The organism is Cyanobium sp. ATX 6A2 (assembly GCF_024346355.1).
Taxonomy (GTDB): Bacteria; Cyanobacteriota; Cyanobacteriia; order PCC-6307; family Cyanobiaceae; genus NIES-981.
Genome location: NZ_JAGQCU010000004.1, coordinates 143,127 through 157,943, shown reverse-complemented (window position 1 = coordinate 157,943; position 14,817 = coordinate 143,127). Strand labels below are relative to the sequence as shown.

Here is a 14,817-nt window from a genome sequence, read left to right as displayed (position 1 = left end):
ACGCCGGCAGGCATTGCCAAGGGTGCAAAGCACCCAATCAAGCCCTGAGCGCATTGCGAGGCGGTGCGCCGCTGCCCCGCTCCAGGCCCCGCTGCCAGAGGCCCAGCTGGCGCTCCAGCGCCGCCAGCAGCACCGCCGCCGCCAGGCCCGATCCCACGAGGGCGGTGGAGGGCGCCAGCCCTCCGATCCATACCGCCACCAGCAGCAGCAGGGGCACCAGCACCAGCAGCGCCTGCAGCAGCGGCCGCCAGCGACGGATGCGGGCATGGGCGGCGGCACAACTGCGGCAGTGGCGCGTGTGGGCCTCCCAGCGATCCATCAGCGCCACCCGGCCCTGGCGGGGTGGCAGGGGCTGGCCTGGGAAGGGTTCGCCGCCGTGACCCACGATCCAGTCGTGCAGCGCCTTCACATACACATCGGCGCGGGTGGGCAGAAAACAGGCGCGGCTGAGGCTGTCGCTGCCGCCGCGCTCGGCCAGCACCCGCTCCTGCCAATGCAGGAACACCTGGTCGTCCTCCAGCACCGTGTGGTTGCCGATGTGCTGCAGCCAGCGCGGCGTCAGCCCAAGCAGAAGCCGCGGCAGGCGCGAGCGGAACTGGAAGGGAAAGCGGGCGATCAGCCGGCAGCTGCCGCGGTGGGTGGGGGTGGCGTAGACCACCGTGAGAAAGCGGGCGAAACCCTTGGCGTCGAGGTCGTGCCACATCAGGCCCGGCGCCATGAAGGTGGTGAACTGGCTGCCGAGCTTCCCGCGGCGCGGTCCCTCCGCCCAGGCGGCGGTGAAGCCCCCGGGCCCGGAGCCGGTGATCTCGGCCTCCACCGGGGCGGCATTGTCGCGGCGGCCCACGGTGCGGTGGTGGGTGAAGGGCACGTGGCTCACATCGAGCACGTTCTCCAGCAGGGTGAGGGCATCCATGGGCAGGTCGCGGAAGGTGTCCTGCACCAGCCAGCCGGGTTCCTCCAGCAGCGGCACCAGCGGCAGCGGCACCTGGCCGGCGCCGGCGGCGTCACCGGCGAACACGAACAGCAGGCCCTGGGCCGTGGCGGTGGCGTAGGCGCGGCAGCGGGAGCGGCCGCTGGCACAGGCCGTGGCGGCCACCGCCTCCGGGGCCTGGGGGATGGCGGTGCAGCGGCCCTCGCCATCAAAACTCCAGCCGTGATACGGGCACTCCAGCTCGCCGCTGGCGTTGAGGCGGCCCTCGCTGAGGGGCACCAGGCGGTGGGGGCACACGTCGGCAAAGGCCCGCCACTGTCCGGCGGCGGCGTCCCACCAGATCACCAGGTCGTGATCCAGCAGGGTGAAGGCAAAGGGGCGGCGGGGATCGAGATCCTTCACACAGCCCACCGCATACCACTGCTGCTGCCAGTGCTGCCGCCAGCGCTCGTCTTCGAGCTGGGGCGCGCCGGCGGGGGCCGGGGTGGCCGGTGCTGGGCTGGAGGGAGCCGCGCTGGGGAGGGCCATGTGCTGGGGGTGCCTGGCCGGATGATGGCGCGCCAGCAGGCCCGGCATCGTGGGTAGGTTCAGCGCTTGCGACGCTGACGGCGGATGACCACGATTGCGGTGAGCGGCGCCAGCGGCAAGACCGGCTGGCGGGTGGTGCAGGAGGCCCTGCGCCAGGGCCACACGGTGCGCGCCCTGGTGCGGCCCGGATCCGAGTTGCCGGAAGGGCTGGCGGGGGCCGAGGTGATCCGCCTGGAGCTGGGCCGCAGCGAGGCCCTGCAGGAGGCACTGAACGGCTGCGACGTCCTGGTGATCGCCACCGGTGCCCGCCCGTCGGTGGATCTCACCGGACCCCTGCAGGTGGATGCCTTCGGCGTGCGCAGCCAGATCGAGGCTTGCCGGGCGGTGGGCCTGAAGCGCGTGGTGCTGGTGAGCTCCCTGTGCGCCGGCCGCTGGATCCATCCCCTCAACCTGTTCGGCCTGATCCTGGTGTGGAAGCGGGTGGGCGAGCGCTGGCTGGAGCAGAGCGGCCTCGACTGGACCGTGGTCCGCCCCGGCGGTCTGAGCGAACGGGAGGAGGGGCTGGAGCCCGGCCAGGAGCGCGAGGGGGTGGTGTTCAGCGGCCCCGACCAGCAGGACAGCTCCAGCATCCCCCGCCGGCTGGTGGCCCGGGTGTGCGTGGAGGCCCTGGCCGATCCGGCTGCGGTGGGCCGGATCATCGAGATCACCAGCAGCGCCGAGCAGCCCTCGCGCAGCCTTGCCGCCTGGCTGGCCGAACCCAGCGGCACCCCCGCCTGACTACGGTCAGCCCGCCGTCCGGCCCCCTTTCTCCCGTGCCCGCTCCCGCTCTCTGCCGATGACCGTCGCTGCGCTCCAGGCGGCCTGGCTGATTCCCCTCTATCCGCTGCTGGCGGCCGTCGCCTCGCTGGCCTGGTCGCCCGGCCTGATCTCCCGCACCGGTCCCCGGCCCTGCGGCTACCTCAACATGCTGATGGTGGCCGTGGCCTTCGGCCACAGCCTGGTGGCCCTCACCGCCCTGCACACCAACGCCCGCGCCGGGGCGGAGGCCCTCTACCGGCCGGTGAGCTTCAGCTGGACCTGGCTGGACTCCGCCGGCCTGCGCATCGGCTTCGACGGCCTGGTGACCGAACCGGCCCTGATCGCCATGGCCGTGATCACAGGGCTGCACCTGCTGGTGCAGATCTATGCCTTCGGCTACCTGGAGATGGACTGGGGCTGGCCGCGCTTCTTCGGCTCGCTGAGCGTGTTCGAGGCCGGCCTCTGCGCCCTGGTGCTCACCGACTCGCTGTTCTTCAGCTATGTGCTCCTGGAGCTGCTCACCGTGGGCACCTACCTGATCGTGGGCACCTGGACCAATCAGCCCCTGGTGGTGAAGGGGGCCCGCGACGCCTTCCTCACCAAGCGGGTGGGCGACCTGATCCTGCTGGCCGGCCTGATCGCCCTGCTGCCCGTGACCGGCACCTGGAACTTCAACGGCCTGCAGGCCTGGGCGGCTGATCTCAGCAACAACGGCCAGCCGCTGCCGCCGGGCTTCACCCTGATCCTGCTGGCCCTGATCGCCGGACCGATGGGCAAGTGCGCCCAGATCCCGCTGCACCTCTGGCTCGATGAGGCGATGGAAAGCCCCCTGCCCTCCACGATCCTGCGCAACTCGGTGGTGGTGATCGGCGGGGCCTGGGTGCTGCTGCGGCTGGAGCCGCTGCTGGAGCTGAGCCCCTTCGTGCAGAGCGTGCTGGTGTTGGTGGGCGGCTCCACGGCGGTGGTGGCCTCCCTGATCGCCCTGGCCCAGATCGACGTGAAACGGGCCCTCAGCTTTCTGGTGAGCAGCTGGCTGGGACTGCTGTTCGTGGCGGTGGGGCTGGGCGGCAGGGCCGCCGCCGATCACCTGCTGCTGGTGTATCCGCTGCCGATGGCCCTGATGCTGATGAGCGTGGGCACGGTGGTGATCAGCAACATCACCCAGGACCTCACCCAGCTGGGCGGCCTCTGGAGCCGCCGCCCGCTGATGGGCCTGGCGTTCCTGGCCGGCGCCGTGAGCCTGATGGGCCTGCCGCCGTTCACCGGCTTTGCCGCCCTGCGGGAGCTGCTGGCCCTCACCGCCCGCAGCGGCCATCCGCTGCTGCTCGGCGGGGTGGTGCTGCTGGCCAACGCCCTGATCAGCGCTGGCCTGATCCGGGTGTTCGGCCAGATCTGGGGTGGCCGGCCCACCCCCTTCACCACCCGCTCGGCCGAGGTGCTCTGGCTGATGGTGCTGCCCACCACGGTGCTGATGGGGCTGGTGCTGCACCTGCCCCAGCTGCTGGTGGGCAATGGCGTGTTCGCCCTCGCGCCCCTGCCGGGCTGGGGCCCCCTGGCCTGGCCGCTGCTGGCCTCCACCCTGGTGGGTGGAGGCCTCTCGGCACTCTTCTACCTGCGGCCGCACGGTCTGGCCGAGCTGCCAGCCTCCCTGGGGGGCCTGCAGCACTGGCTGGCTGAGGACATGCAGACCGAGCGCTTCTACCAACGCACCGTGGTGGCCCTGGTGCTGGCCCTGGCCCGCGCCGGCTCCTGGATCGACAGGCGCCTGGTGGATGCCTTCAGCGGCGGCACCGGGGCAACCGCCCTGGCCGGAGCGCGCCGGCTGAGCTTCACCACCTCGGGCCGCTCCCAGGCCTATGCCCTCACCCTGGTGCTGGGGATTCTGCTGATGGCGGCCTGGCTGATCGCCGGTGAATTCCCGCTTGCCCTGCCTGGTCTGCCCTGAGGAGTCCCGCCATGACGTTGCTGCTGTTGCTGCTGATTCCCCTCTCGGCGGGCCTGATGCTCACCGTGCTGCCGGCCGACCGCCCGCAGCTGGGTCGGGGACTGGCCGCCCTCACCGCCCTCGCCCAGCTGGTGGTGGGGCTGGTGGCCTGGAGGCGCCCACCCGCCGATCTCAGCCTCAGCTGGCTGCCGCGGCTGGGGCTTGACCTGGAGCTGGGCCTCGATGGACTGTCCCTGCCCCTGGTGCTGCTCACCGCCCTGCTCACCGCCATGGCGGTGCTGGCCTCGCCGCTCGATCAGCTGCGGCCGCGGCTCTACTACCCCCTGCTGCTGGCCACCAACCTGGGGGTGGTGGGGGCGTTTCTGGCCCGCAACGCCTTGCTGTTCGTGCTGGCCTTCGAGCTGGTGCTGATCCCCACCACCCTGCTGGTGGCGATCTGGGGCCGCGAGCGCCGGGCCGGGGCCGCGATCCGTTTCCTGCTTTACGGGGCGGTGTCGGGGCTGAGCCTGCTGGGGGCGGTGCTGGCCTTCGGCTGGCTGGGCCAGGGGCCTGCAGGCGCAGGGCCTGGGGCCGGGGTGGAGTTCAGCTATGCCGCCCTGGCGGCCCATCCCCTGCCCGCCGCCGCCCAGGCCTGGGTGCTGGCCCTGCTGCTGCTCGCCTTCGGGCTCAAGCTGCCGGTTGTGCCCCTGCACGGCTGGCAGCCCTTCACCTACGGCCAGGCACCCACCCCGGTGGTGATGCTGCTGGGCGGTGCGGTGTCGAAGCTGGGGGCCTACGGCCTGCTGCGCTTCGGCGTGGGCCTGCTGCCGGATGTCTGGGCGGCCTGGTCGCCCTGGATCGCCGCCGCCGGGGCCGTGAGTGCGGTGTACGGCGCGCTCAACGCCATCGCCGCCACCGACATCCGCCGGCTGATGGCCTACAGCTCCCTCGGGCACATGGGCCTGCTGGTGCTGGCCCTGGCAGCCGCCACGCCGATGAGCCTGCAGGGGGCGGTGGCCCAGGTGATCGCCCACGGCCTGATCGTGGCCCTGCTGTTCGCCTGCGTGGGCCTGATCGAACGCAAGACCGGCACCACCGCCATCGCCGAGCTCTCCGGCCTGCTCAACCCGATCCGCGGCCTGCCCTTCACCGCCGCCCTGCTGCTCCTGGCCCTGATGGCCGCCGCCGGCATCCCCGGCCTGGCCGGCTTCCCGGCCGAGCTGCTGGTGTTCGAGGGCAGCTGGACCGTGTTCCCCCGCACCACCCTGGTGTGCCTGGTGGCCTCGGGCTTCACGGCGGTGTATGCCGTGCGCCTGTTCAACCGGGTGGGCTTCGGCCGCCTCGACAACGGCCGTGCCGACTGGCAGGCCACCGGCTGGGGGGAGCGCCTGCCGGCCCTGGTGCTCAGCCTGCTGGTGCTGCTCAGCGGCATCTGGCCCACCAGCCTCACCGGCTGGAGTGAGCGCGACACCGCCGCCCTCGCCCTCCGGCCGGCCGCTCCCGCAGCGCTGGTGGCCGTGGTGGCGCCTGCCCCCTCTCTCCCGCCGCTCGCCTGATGTCCACCACCGCCGCCTCGGAGCGCACCCAGGCGCCCCTGATTCCCCCCTCCACCCACCGCTACGCCGAGGTGATCCACCGGCTGGAGGCGGGGGGTTCGATGCTGCCCGACACACCGGAGAACCTCCAGCAGATCATCGGCATCTACAAGGCCTATGCCGTGCCGATGGATTTCTACTGGCGCGATCTGCTCTACATCGCCGAGCGGGTGTTCCTCGAGCCGCTGCCGGCCTTCAAATACTTCCTCCCCCAGGAGTATCTCGATCGGCCCAACAGCTATGCCGGTGATCAATCGCAGCTGCGCATCTGGCGCGGTGGTGAGAAGGCCCATCCGGAATTGCTGGCGTTCATGGAGCGGGGCGAAACCAGCCGCCTGCCGAAGCTGCTCCATCACCTCTGGCACGACCGCATCAACATGGAGTTCGCCGAGGCCTGCATGCAGGCCATGTTCTGGCACCAGGGCATGGGCGGCCGCTTCAACGACTACCTCGACAGCGACGCCTACCGAACCAACGCCGACCGGGCAATCCGGGCCTACTTCCGCGGGAATCCGCTGATGCTGGGCCTGCATCGCCTGTTCCCGGATCTGTTTCTTGAGAAGGTGAAGCAGCTCAGCTTCTGCAGCAACCTGGGCCTCTTCTGGGAGGTGATGGCGCCGGTGTTCTTCGAGATGAGCGACCTCTACGACGAGGGCAGGCTCAGTTCCGTGCCCGAGGCGATGGAGTTTCTGGTGAACGGCATCTTCGCAGTGGCGGGCCGGCCGATCTACCACCACGTGGTCATTCGCGGTGAGCTGTTCGAGATCATCCCCAAGGGCGAAGGTTTCACCTGGCTCTATGAGGCCGCCCTGCCCTATGTGGAGGCCGTGTTCTACCGCACCTCCCCCTTCCGCGGCACCAAGAGCTACAACGCCCAGGCCGGCCAGGTGCCGGCCAAGCAGGCCGACTTTCACTACGGCATCCTCTACGCCGATGTGTTTCCAGTGGGCTCAGCGGGGATTCCGCCCACCCTGCTGATGCAGGACATGTTGCATTTCCTGCCCCCCTACCTGCAGGATCTCTACCGCCAGCACAAGCGCGGCGAGGCCGACCAGCTGGTGCAGCTGGGCATCACCTTCCAGCGCTCGATGGTCAACGTCACCTCGGCGGTGATCCAGGCCCTGCGGGCGGCGCTGTTCTATCCGCTCGACGATCCCGACCCTCACCACCTGCTGGCCAATCGGCACTTCTTCGAGGCCCAGATGGATCGCTTTCTGAGACCCGAGGCCTGCATCGACGCCGTGCAGAACCAGGACTACCGCTGACCGCTCACCCAGCCATGGCCACAATTCTCGACACCGCCGCCGGCGCCGGCTGCTTCACCACCCTGCTGGCGGCGGTCGACGCCGCCGTGCTGCGCGGCGCCCTGGAGGGACCGGGGCCGTTCACCGTGCTGGCACCGGTGGATGACGCCTTTGCCGCCCTCCCACCGGGCACCGTGCAGACGCTGGTGGACAACCCGCCCCAGCTGGCGCGGATCCTGGAAATACCACGTGATCGCCGGCGCCCACCCCCAGGCGGCTCTGGTGGCCCAGCCGGAGTGGCCCAGCCTGGAGGGGGCACCGATCCCGATCCGCCGTGCCGCCCCGTTCGAGGTGAAGAACGCCACCGTGGTCACCGCCGACATCGCCTGCGACAACGGCATGGTGCACGTGATCAACCGGGTGATCCTGCCCGGTTAGGTCCAGCTCTGCGGTTCAGGCCTCCAGGTAATCGGCAACGCGGGTCGAAAGCTGTCGGATCGAGGCGTTGGCTCTGCGTTCCAGCCCCCGGGCGCTGTCGCGGCTGATCCCCATCCGCCGCGCCACGGCGCACAGGCTCAGAGGTTCAGACGACGGAAGGCCGTAGCGCAGTCGCAGCAGCTCGGCTTCCAGGGGTGGCAGTTCGTCCAGCAGCTGGTCGATGTCCTGGCGGAGCAGAACGGCGGTGACCCGCTCCTCGGGGCGGCTGGCCTGGCAGGCCAGGGTGTCGAGCAGAGGCAGGTTGGCATCGCTGCCTGGATACCCGTCGAGACTGAGGGGCTCCTGAGCCCGGAACAGCACCTCGCGGATATCGAGCGGTTTGAGATCCGTGGCGGCAGCCAGTTCAGCGATGCCGGGATCCCTGCCCAGCTCATGGCCCAGACGCTGCTGGGCTTCCCGCAGCCGATGCAGCTGCTGCACCATCGAGGCCGGCAGGCGGATGGAACGGCCCCGGGCCACCAGCGACCTGCCGATGCCGTCGCGGATCCACCACACGGCATAGGTGGAGAAGCGGTAACCGCGGCTGGGGTCGAAGCGTTCCACAGCGCGGATCAGCCCGATGGTGCCCTCCTGAATGAGGTCTTCCAGGTCTGCGGGGCGATGCATGGAACGGCGCGCCATGCTCACCACCAGGCGCAGGTTTGCCGTGACCATGCGGCTGCGGGCCTGCGTAGCCTGCCGCAGACAGCGGCGCAGGTGCCCTGGCTCCAGGCCGGCTTCGAGGGCCCAGGCCTCGCTGCTGGGAGGAGTCCCGCCGGCGCGGAGTTTCATCTCATCGGCCACCTCCTCGAGCTGACGGCCCATCTGCACCAGCCGGGCCAGACTGATCTCCTCCTCGGCAGTGAGCAGGGGGATGCGGCCGATGGCACGCATGTGCAGGCTGAGTGCGTCGCAGCCGCCCGGGGGGCGCTTCTGTGGCGCAGGCATCGGCGGAGGGATTGGGTGAGTTCGGCAGACGTTACAGACCTTTTCTACAGGACTGGCGGAATCTCAGCCCCATAGAAGCAGTCTGAATCGCAGCGATCAGTGACGCTGATCGTTTTCAAGACATCTCCCTGTAGATGGCTCTTGATGCGCAATCACCGGATGTGGATGAACGACTTGTCCAGCACCATCGACAGGCGCTTCTGCCATAGGAAAACCCCGACTCTTGCCGGGGCCTTGCTACCGATGATCCCGTCAATGATCCCGCCAATGATCCGATTGACAAACCAGGTGGGAAACAGAATCAGACAGCGGATCCATCGGCCGATGCCGCAATCTCCGTGACGGCCCGCTGCAGGGCCTCATGGCGGCTGATGCTGGTGTGGTCATCCGGCAGCTTCTCATAAAGACCGAGATTTTGCAGGCGTCGCTTGGTGGTGCCGGTGGCCCCCACCACATACACCAGCCGGCCCTTTTCAATCGCTTCCTCCACGGCGTTCTCCACCGCCAGAGAGGCAGTGACGCCGAGGTGGGACACTTCGGAGAGATCAAAGATCACCGCCTTGCAGTCGCCGACGGCATTGTGTTCGCGGCCGATCGCCTTGGCCACACCGAACAACATGGCACCATTGAGCTGAAACAGCAGCACCTGGCCCTTGCCCTGGTCGAGCAGGGCTTTGTCATCAGCGGGAATATCGAGGTCACCATCACCGGTGCTCACCGATTTCACCGACTTGGCCTGCAGTTCGCCCATCTTGTCGATGGTGAGGATGTTGGCGATGAACACACCGATGCCCACGGCCGCGATCAGGTCAACCAGCACGGTGAGAGCAATCACCAGATACATGATCAGGGCACCCTTGATCGAGATCCGGTGGGCGCGTCTGAGAAAACCCCAGTCGATGATGTCAACACCCACCTTCAGGGCGATGCCGGCCAGCACGGCCAGGGGGATCTCACCCGCCAGCCGTGCCCCGGCGAGAATCACCAGCATCAGCACCAGGGCGCGGGAGATACCGGAGAGGGCGCTGCGGCCGCCGCTCTGGATGTTCACCACTGTGCCCATGGTGGCTCCGGCGCCGGGCAGGCCACCGAACAGGCCCGACACCAGATTGCCCAGGCCCTGACCGATGAGCTCCTTGTTGGAGTTGTGCTCGGTGCGGGTGATGCTGTCGGCGATCACCGAGGTGAGCAGGGCGTCGATGCAGCCCAGCATCCCCAGCACCGCCGCATCAACCAGCATCAGTTGCAGCTGGGGCAGCTGGAAGTGGGGGATCTGCAGCTCTGGAAACCCTGAGGCGATCACGCCGATGCGGCGCAGGCCGTCTGCGTCGCCCTGGAGTAAGGAAAAAGAGAGCAGGGTGCCGAGCACCAGGGCGATCAGCTGAGCCGGAACAACGGTTCGCACCCGGCGAGGGGTGAACCAGAGAACCGCCAAGGTGATCACCGCCAGCACCACCTCGTCGAGCTGGACGTTCTGCACCAGGGCCGGGAGGCTGGAGAGGGTGCCGAGCACCCCGCCTCTGGGGATCGCCTGGCCCAGAAACGGGCCGATCTGCAGCACGATCAGGATGATGCCGATGCCGCTCATGAAGCCCGAGATCACCGTGTAGGGCATCTGGGTCACATAGCGGCCCAGCTTCAGCAGCCCGAAGAGGATCTGAAACACCCCGGCCAGCATCACCACCGTGAAGGCCATGGCCAGGCCGTTCTGCGGATCGCGGGAGCTGAGATCCGCCACCACCGCGGTCATCACCACCGTCATCGGACCGGTGGGCTCCGAGATCAGGGCGGGCGTGCCCCCGAACAGGGCGGCGAACAGACCCACCAGCACCGCACCCCAGAGGCCGGCTGCGGCACCACCCTCAGCTCCACCGAAGGCGGCCACCCCGAAGGCCAGGGCCATGGGCAGGGCGATCACCGCGGCGGTGACCCCGCCGAACAGATCTCCCTTGATGTTCCTGGTGCTGATGTGGTTCAGCACCCGCAGACCCGGGCGCCGCGGGGGCGCCGATGATGTGGTCATCGCTACAGGCGAAGGTGGGCGGCGAACCTTAGCCGCGTGATCAAACAACTGGGTCGAGCTCGCCAGGCCCGGTGCCCTGTGGGCCGGATCCTGCTTGCCCTGGTTTGGCTGGGCCTGCGCAGCCTGCTGGTGCTGAGCCAGATGGCCCGTCACTCCCCCGAAGCACAGCTGGCACGCACGTTCGAGAACGAACTGCGGCAGTGCCCTCGCTGCAACCCCTGAGGCAGGGGCAGCCGCTGCCTGCGGGGCGGAGGCATGATCAGGGCCGCTGATCGTGCCGAGCCACCAAATCCTCTGGCGACGGCACTGGCCACTGACGCGCCCACAGGGCCTAGAGACGAAGCATCAGGAACTCAGGCCAAAAATAGAACTTCCAGCCGCAAAGCCAATGCAAACCGATGGCAAGACCATCGAATTCGCTTCTCCATTAACAACACAATGTAGTCGCGTTTACAAGCTTCGCGACTGCTCTGGCGCCATTTCAGGCGTGCGACTATCCGATGATGTGGACGCCAGCAAATCCTCACTGATAGGAGTGTCTAGGAGTGTCTTCCCCCATCTGGTGATGGGGGATTCGATCAGAGCAGACCCCTGTAACGCACCAGCAGCTGCACCATCGCCCACGACCCCAGCGTCACCTTGAGGGCCACCAGCACATTCAGCAACGGGATCCAGCCGCCGCTGGCGATCGCCCCGAAGCGGCCTCCCATGGCCGGCCCCAGCCCCTCCAGACTGAGAAAGGCCAGCAGCAGGAACACCACCACGGCCCCCTTCTCCCAGAGATCAGCGCGGTAGCGGGTGTAGAAGCGGTCCACCAGCCGCAGCGAGCCGCTGATCAGCAGCAGCCCGATGGCAGTGCCGCCGGCCACCCCCGCAGCGAAGCCGCCGCCTGGCGAGAGGTGGCCGCGCAGGGCCAGCTCCACCGCCACCAGCGCACACACGGTGGCCCCCAGCTGGCAGAGCACCACCGAGGGCGCGTCCGTCAGGACACGGATGCGGCGCTGGAGGGAATCGCCGCTGAAGATCCAGCGCACGCCGATCGAGGCCAGGGTGAACACCACCACCTCGCCCACCGTGTCGTAGAGGCGGGTGTAGAGGATCACCGTGGCCACCAGGTTGGGCACCCGACCCGCCTCCAGCAGCTCCGTCACCGTGGCGGCGACATCCGGCGGCGGCGGCAGGGCCACCGCCAGGGGAATCAGGCAGAGCAGCACGGCCGCCGGGCCGTAGACCAGCCTCAGCACGCCGGCGATCATCGGTCGAGCTCGAGGGACGCGGCGAGATCAGGATCGGCGCCGGCCGGCAGCAGCCGCAGCGCCGCACTCAGATCCCCCCAGCCGCCAGCCCGAGGCAGGGCGGCGAGACGTTGCAGCAGGCTGGGGCTGTGCAGCCGCACCCGCAGCACGGCGGTTTCCGGCTGCCATTCGAGCAGGCCGTGGAGGTCGACGGCCTGGGCTTGCTCCACCAGCTCCAGCCGCAGGCTGAGCGGATCCAGCCAGGCCTCCAGCTGCTGGCGCAGATTCGCCGGCAGGGGCTGAGCGCCCACCGGCCGCGCCAGCCGCAGCACCATCGAGGAGCGCAGGGCCACGGCGTAGAGGGTGGTGGAGAGCAGCGTGCCCACCAGGGCCTCGGTGAGGGCCACGTCGGCCGCCCCCAGCAGGGCGTAGATCAGCGCCGCCACGGCACCGAGGATGCCGCGCAGCACCAGGGTCTGATAGGGGTTGCTCTGCACCACCACCAGGATCGCCGTAAGCGGCAGCAGGGCCGTGAGCGGCAGCAGCAGGGGCAGGTCGGTGCCGAGGGTCATGGAGGGGTTCAGGGGCGGCGGCGGGGCTGGGAGCAGGCCGCCAGCACGTAGCCGAAGATTGTGTTCCACACCACCAGCGACAGCAGCGCCAGCACCAGCAGCGGCCATTCGCGCTGGAAGCGCAGCAGCAGCCCCAGCAACATCAGCGCCGAGCCGAGGGTGTCGGAGATGCCCAGGTAGTGCAGCTTGGTGAGGTAGCTGGCCCGGCCCAGCAGGGGCCAGCTGCCGGCAAACCAGAACAGCAGCCCCAGCCCCAGCAGCACCGCACTGGCGCCCTGGGCCAGGGCCGCCAGCACCCCAGGGGCATCGGCCAGCAGCTCGCCACTCATCCCTCCACCCCCTGCAGCAGGTTGGCGAGCAGCATCACGGCGCCGTTGCCGACGCTGAGCACGATCACGCCCACCAGGCCCACCATCCAGTCGTCGCGCACCACCGACACCACCAGCATCACCATCGCCACCTTGGTGGACACGCTGGCGAAGGCGGCCAGGCGGTGCCACACGTCGGTGCGGCGGCACACCACCAGGATCGGCAGCAGCAAAGCCAGCACCATGCCGAACACCAGCAGGGTCATCGCTCCTTCTCCTCGAAAACCAGCTCGTGTACCCGGTAGCGGCGGCCGCCGCCCTCCAGCCCCAGGGCAATGGTGAAGGGGGTGAGGGTGATGCGGAACACGTCCAGGAACACCAGCACGCTGGAGGCACGGCCGCCGACCCGGGCCGGCTCATCGTGCACGACGCTCTCCTCCAGCCGGCGGTGCAGGAGCAGCCGGGCGGCCTGGCTGTAGGCCTGGGGCAGGGCGGTGACACTGTCGCCGAGGGCTCGCCAGAACTGACCGGGGGAGAGAGCCCGCACACGCCGCGGCAGCGGCAGTGCCAGGGATACCGCCAGACCGATGGCCACATTGAGCAGCTCCGGATCGGCGCTGAGCAGCAGCCAGATCAGCATCCGCAGGGCGATCACGATCAGGCGAGACATAGCGCCTCCACCAGCAGCAGATCGGTGCTCACGGGCTGCAGGCGAAGCAGCAGCAGCTGCAACCCCGCCCCCACCACGGCCAGGGCTCCGAGCAGGTCGATCAGGCTCTCCAGGTTGGGCAGCCTCAGGCGATGGCGGAAGCCAAGGGCCGTCACCGGCCTGCGCAGCCCGCGGCGCAGGGCCTCCACAGCGGCGCCGGCGGCGAGCACCCCCAGGCCCTTCCCGAGCGCCGCCGTACTGGGGAAGGGCGAACCACCGGGGAGGAGGGGCGCCAGCAGGCCCACCAGCACGAGCACCAGGGCGAGCAGCAGCCCCCCGGGCGCCGGCACCTGCCAGCCGGCTCCCAGGGGCAGCCAGCAGATGCGTGCATAGACCGCCGCCGTGCCCACCATCAGCAGCGGCAGGAGCCAACCCAGCAGGTGCACCGGCAGCCCGGGAATGCCGGTGAGCGGCAGGGTCTCGAGGGTGGCCTTGGAGTAATAGCCGAGCAGCGGCGGCGCTCCGGCGATCGAGAGGGCTCCCACCAGCACGGTCAGGCCCAGGGCCGGAGCGAGGGGCTGTTGGCCCCAGAGGGACAGGTCGCGGCTGGGCACCTTGCCAGCGGCCAGAAAGAGGGCACCCTTGGCTACGCCGTGGCCGAGCACGAACAGGCCTCCGGCGGCGGGATTGAGCAGGGCGAAGCCCATCTGGGAGAGGGTGCTCCAGGCCAGAAGGCGCTTCAGATCACCATCGCCGAGGGCATACACCAGGCCGAGGAGCACACTCGCCAGGCCAACCCAGGTGAACACCGGTTGCTGGGCCGGGAGCAGCAGGGCCAGCCGCAGCAGGGGGCAGATTCCGCCGGCCACAACCACCCCCGAGAGCAGCGCCGAAACCTGGGCCGGGGCCTCGGCATGGGTCTGGGGCAGCCAGAGTCCGCTAAGGAACACGCCCGCCTTGGTGAGCAGACCCAGCATCACCAGCGCCAGCCCCACAGCCAGGGTGGTGCTGCCGGGGGGCAGCTCCTGCAGGGATTGCAGGCGGAAACTGCCGGTATAAAGATAGAGAAGGCCACTGCCGATCAGGAACAGCGTCATCACGCCATTGCCCACAAGCAGGTAGCGCAGGGCGATCCAGAGCTGGCGGGGTTCACGGCTCTGGAGGATGAGCAGGAAGGCGGTGATTCCCACCACCTCCAGGGCCACGTAGAGGCTCACCAGATCGGTGGCCAGGAAGGAGGAGTTGAGGCCCCCCAGCAGCACCATCAGCAACAGCAGGAAGGGACCCGGTGGCGGCTGCCGCCAGCTGTCCACGAGCACCGCCAGCACCACCAGGGCGTTGAGCAGCAGAAACGGTGCCGCAACCCCATCGAGCTGCAGCTGAACGCCGAGGCTGCCGATCAGTTCGAACAGCACCTGCCGGCCGGGCAGGCTGGCCCAAACGCCCCAGGCCAGGGTGGTGAGCACACACACCAGAGCGAGGGATCGGGCCAGCCGCGGCAGCAAAGCCGAGCTGAAGGCCGCCAGGAAGGGGAGCAGCAGCCAGGCGATCAACCAGGCATCCAGCGTCGTGGGATCGGCCATCG

At 69.3% G+C, this 14,817-nt stretch carries 14 protein-coding genes and 1 pseudogene; 6 read left to right on the top strand and 9 right to left on the bottom strand.

Annotated elements, in window-relative coordinates; translation table 11 throughout:
• Window positions 1-37: 37 nt before the first annotated feature.
• Window positions 38-1,459, bottom strand: a complete 1,422-nt coding sequence (locus KBY96_RS05940; RefSeq protein WP_254978368.1) for a Rieske 2Fe-2S domain-containing protein — start codon at window positions 1,457-1,459, stop codon at window positions 38-40.
• Between the two features lie 84 nt (window positions 1,460-1,543).
• Here KBY96_RS05940 and KBY96_RS05935 point away from each other — a divergent pair, with 84 nt between their 5' ends.
• The 5 genes and pseudogenes from KBY96_RS05935 to KBY96_RS05915 all read left to right on the top strand — a co-directional run bounded on the left by KBY96_RS05935 (window position 1,544) and on the right by KBY96_RS05915 (window position 7,458).
• Window positions 1,544-2,236 (top strand): SDR family oxidoreductase, encoded by a 693-nt coding sequence (locus KBY96_RS05935; RefSeq protein WP_254978367.1) that lies wholly within the window; start codon window positions 1,544-1,546, stop codon window positions 2,234-2,236.
• 58 nt (window positions 2,237-2,294) lie between these two features.
• Window positions 2,295-4,202 carry an NAD(P)H-quinone oxidoreductase subunit F gene (locus KBY96_RS05930; protein ID WP_254978366.1) on the top strand — a complete coding sequence of 636 codons (1,908 nt, stop codon included), beginning with the start codon at window positions 2,295-2,297 and terminating at the stop codon, window positions 4,200-4,202.
• 11 nt (window positions 4,203-4,213) lie between these two features.
• A complete protein-coding gene (locus tag KBY96_RS05925) occupies window positions 4,214-5,737 on the top strand; it encodes an NADH-quinone oxidoreductase subunit M (protein WP_254978365.1) in 1,524 nt (507 codons plus the stop codon).
• Window positions 5,737-7,041: a CO2 hydration protein gene (locus KBY96_RS05920; RefSeq protein ID WP_254978363.1), complete on the top strand. Its 1,305-nt coding sequence runs from the start codon at window positions 5,737-5,739 to the stop codon at window positions 7,039-7,041. Before KBY96_RS05925 ends, KBY96_RS05920 begins: the two co-directional genes overlap by 1 nt.
• A 14-nt stretch (window positions 7,042-7,055) precedes the next feature.
• A pseudogene (locus KBY96_RS05915) lies at window positions 7,056-7,458 on the top strand (fasciclin domain-containing protein).
• Window positions 7,459-7,473: 15 nt separating this feature from the next.
• Here the strand turns inward: KBY96_RS05915 and KBY96_RS05910 are convergent.
• Window positions 7,474-8,445: a sigma-70 family RNA polymerase sigma factor gene (locus tag KBY96_RS05910; RefSeq protein ID WP_254978361.1), complete on the bottom strand. Its 972-nt coding sequence runs from the start codon at window positions 8,443-8,445 to the stop codon at window positions 7,474-7,476.
• A gap of 301 nt (window positions 8,446-8,746) precedes the next feature.
• Window positions 8,747-10,468, bottom strand: a complete 1,722-nt coding sequence (locus KBY96_RS05905) for a SulP family inorganic anion transporter (RefSeq protein ID WP_254978359.1) — start codon at window positions 10,466-10,468, stop codon at window positions 8,747-8,749.
• Window positions 10,469-10,546: 78 nt separating this feature from the next.
• Between KBY96_RS05905 and KBY96_RS05900 the strand changes: the two genes are divergently transcribed.
• Complete coding sequence (locus tag KBY96_RS05900; RefSeq protein WP_254978358.1) at window positions 10,547-10,690, top strand: hypothetical protein; 144 nt, start codon at window positions 10,547-10,549, stop codon at window positions 10,688-10,690.
• A 356-nt stretch (window positions 10,691-11,046) separates the two neighbouring features.
• Here KBY96_RS05900 and KBY96_RS05895 read toward each other — a convergent pair whose 3' ends face one another.
• Genes KBY96_RS05895 through KBY96_RS05870 form a run of 6 tightly spaced genes read right to left on the bottom strand, consistent with a single transcriptional unit; the run spans window position 11,047 to window position 14,815 of the window.
• Window positions 11,047-11,724, bottom strand: a complete 678-nt coding sequence (locus KBY96_RS05895) for an MnhB domain-containing protein (protein ID WP_254978355.1) — start codon at window positions 11,722-11,724, stop codon at window positions 11,047-11,049.
• Window positions 11,721-12,275, bottom strand: a complete 555-nt coding sequence (locus KBY96_RS05890; protein WP_254978353.1) for a hydrogenase subunit MbhD domain-containing protein — start codon at window positions 12,273-12,275, stop codon at window positions 11,721-11,723. Before KBY96_RS05890 ends, KBY96_RS05895 begins: the two co-directional genes overlap by 4 nt.
• A gap of 8 nt (window positions 12,276-12,283) precedes the next feature.
• Complete coding sequence (locus KBY96_RS05885) at window positions 12,284-12,604, bottom strand: monovalent cation/H(+) antiporter subunit G (protein WP_254978351.1); 321 nt, start codon at window positions 12,602-12,604, stop codon at window positions 12,284-12,286.
• On the bottom strand, window positions 12,601-12,849 hold the full coding sequence (locus KBY96_RS05880) for a hypothetical protein (protein WP_254978350.1): 249 nt from the start codon (window positions 12,847-12,849) through the stop codon (window positions 12,601-12,603). The genes KBY96_RS05885 and KBY96_RS05880 overlap by 4 nt, the downstream gene beginning before the upstream one ends.
• Entirely contained in the window at window positions 12,846-13,253 is a 408-nt protein-coding gene (locus tag KBY96_RS05875) for a Na+/H+ antiporter subunit E (protein WP_254978348.1), read from the bottom strand. Before KBY96_RS05875 ends, KBY96_RS05880 begins: the two co-directional genes overlap by 4 nt.
• The gene (locus KBY96_RS05870; RefSeq protein WP_254978346.1) at window positions 13,241-14,815 is read right to left on the bottom strand and encodes a proton-conducting transporter membrane subunit; all 1,575 of its coding nucleotides are present in this window, start codon (window positions 14,813-14,815) and stop codon (window positions 13,241-13,243) included. The genes KBY96_RS05875 and KBY96_RS05870 overlap by 13 nt, the downstream gene beginning before the upstream one ends.
• Between the last annotated feature and the right edge of the window lie 2 nt (window positions 14,816-14,817).

Bases quoted from the DNA above. Each gene is read 5' to 3' on its own strand.
- KBY96_RS05940 (WP_254978368.1), bottom strand. From the start codon at position 1,459: ATGGCCCTCCCCAGCGCGGCTCCCTCCAGCCCAGCACCGGCCACCCCG.
- KBY96_RS05935 (WP_254978367.1), top strand. From the start codon at position 1,544: ATGACCACGATTGCGGTGAGCGGCGCCAGCGGCAAGACCGGCTGGCGG.
- KBY96_RS05930 (WP_254978366.1), top strand. From the start codon at position 2,295: ATGACCGTCGCTGCGCTCCAGGCGGCCTGGCTGATTCCCCTCTATCCG.
- KBY96_RS05925 (WP_254978365.1), top strand. From the start codon at position 4,214: ATGACGTTGCTGCTGTTGCTGCTGATTCCCCTCTCGGCGGGCCTGATG.
- KBY96_RS05920 (WP_254978363.1), top strand. From the start codon at position 5,737: ATGTCCACCACCGCCGCCTCGGAGCGCACCCAGGCGCCCCTGATTCCC.
- KBY96_RS05910 (WP_254978361.1), bottom strand. From the start codon at position 8,445: ATGCCTGCGCCACAGAAGCGCCCCCCGGGCGGCTGCGACGCACTCAGC.
- KBY96_RS05905 (WP_254978359.1), bottom strand. From the start codon at position 10,468: ATGACCACATCATCGGCGCCCCCGCGGCGCCCGGGTCTGCGGGTGCTG.
- KBY96_RS05895 (WP_254978355.1), bottom strand. From the start codon at position 11,724: ATGATCGCCGGCGTGCTGAGGCTGGTCTACGGCCCGGCGGCCGTGCTG.
- KBY96_RS05890 (WP_254978353.1), bottom strand. From the start codon at position 12,275: ATGACCCTCGGCACCGACCTGCCCCTGCTGCTGCCGCTCACGGCCCTG.
- KBY96_RS05885 (WP_254978351.1), bottom strand. From the start codon at position 12,604: ATGAGTGGCGAGCTGCTGGCCGATGCCCCTGGGGTGCTGGCGGCCCTG.
- KBY96_RS05880 (WP_254978350.1), bottom strand. From the start codon at position 12,849: ATGACCCTGCTGGTGTTCGGCATGGTGCTGGCTTTGCTGCTGCCGATC.
- KBY96_RS05875 (WP_254978348.1), bottom strand. From the start codon at position 13,253: ATGTCTCGCCTGATCGTGATCGCCCTGCGGATGCTGATCTGGCTGCTG.
- KBY96_RS05870 (WP_254978346.1), bottom strand. From the start codon at position 14,815: ATGGCCGATCCCACGACGCTGGATGCCTGGTTGATCGCCTGGCTGCTG.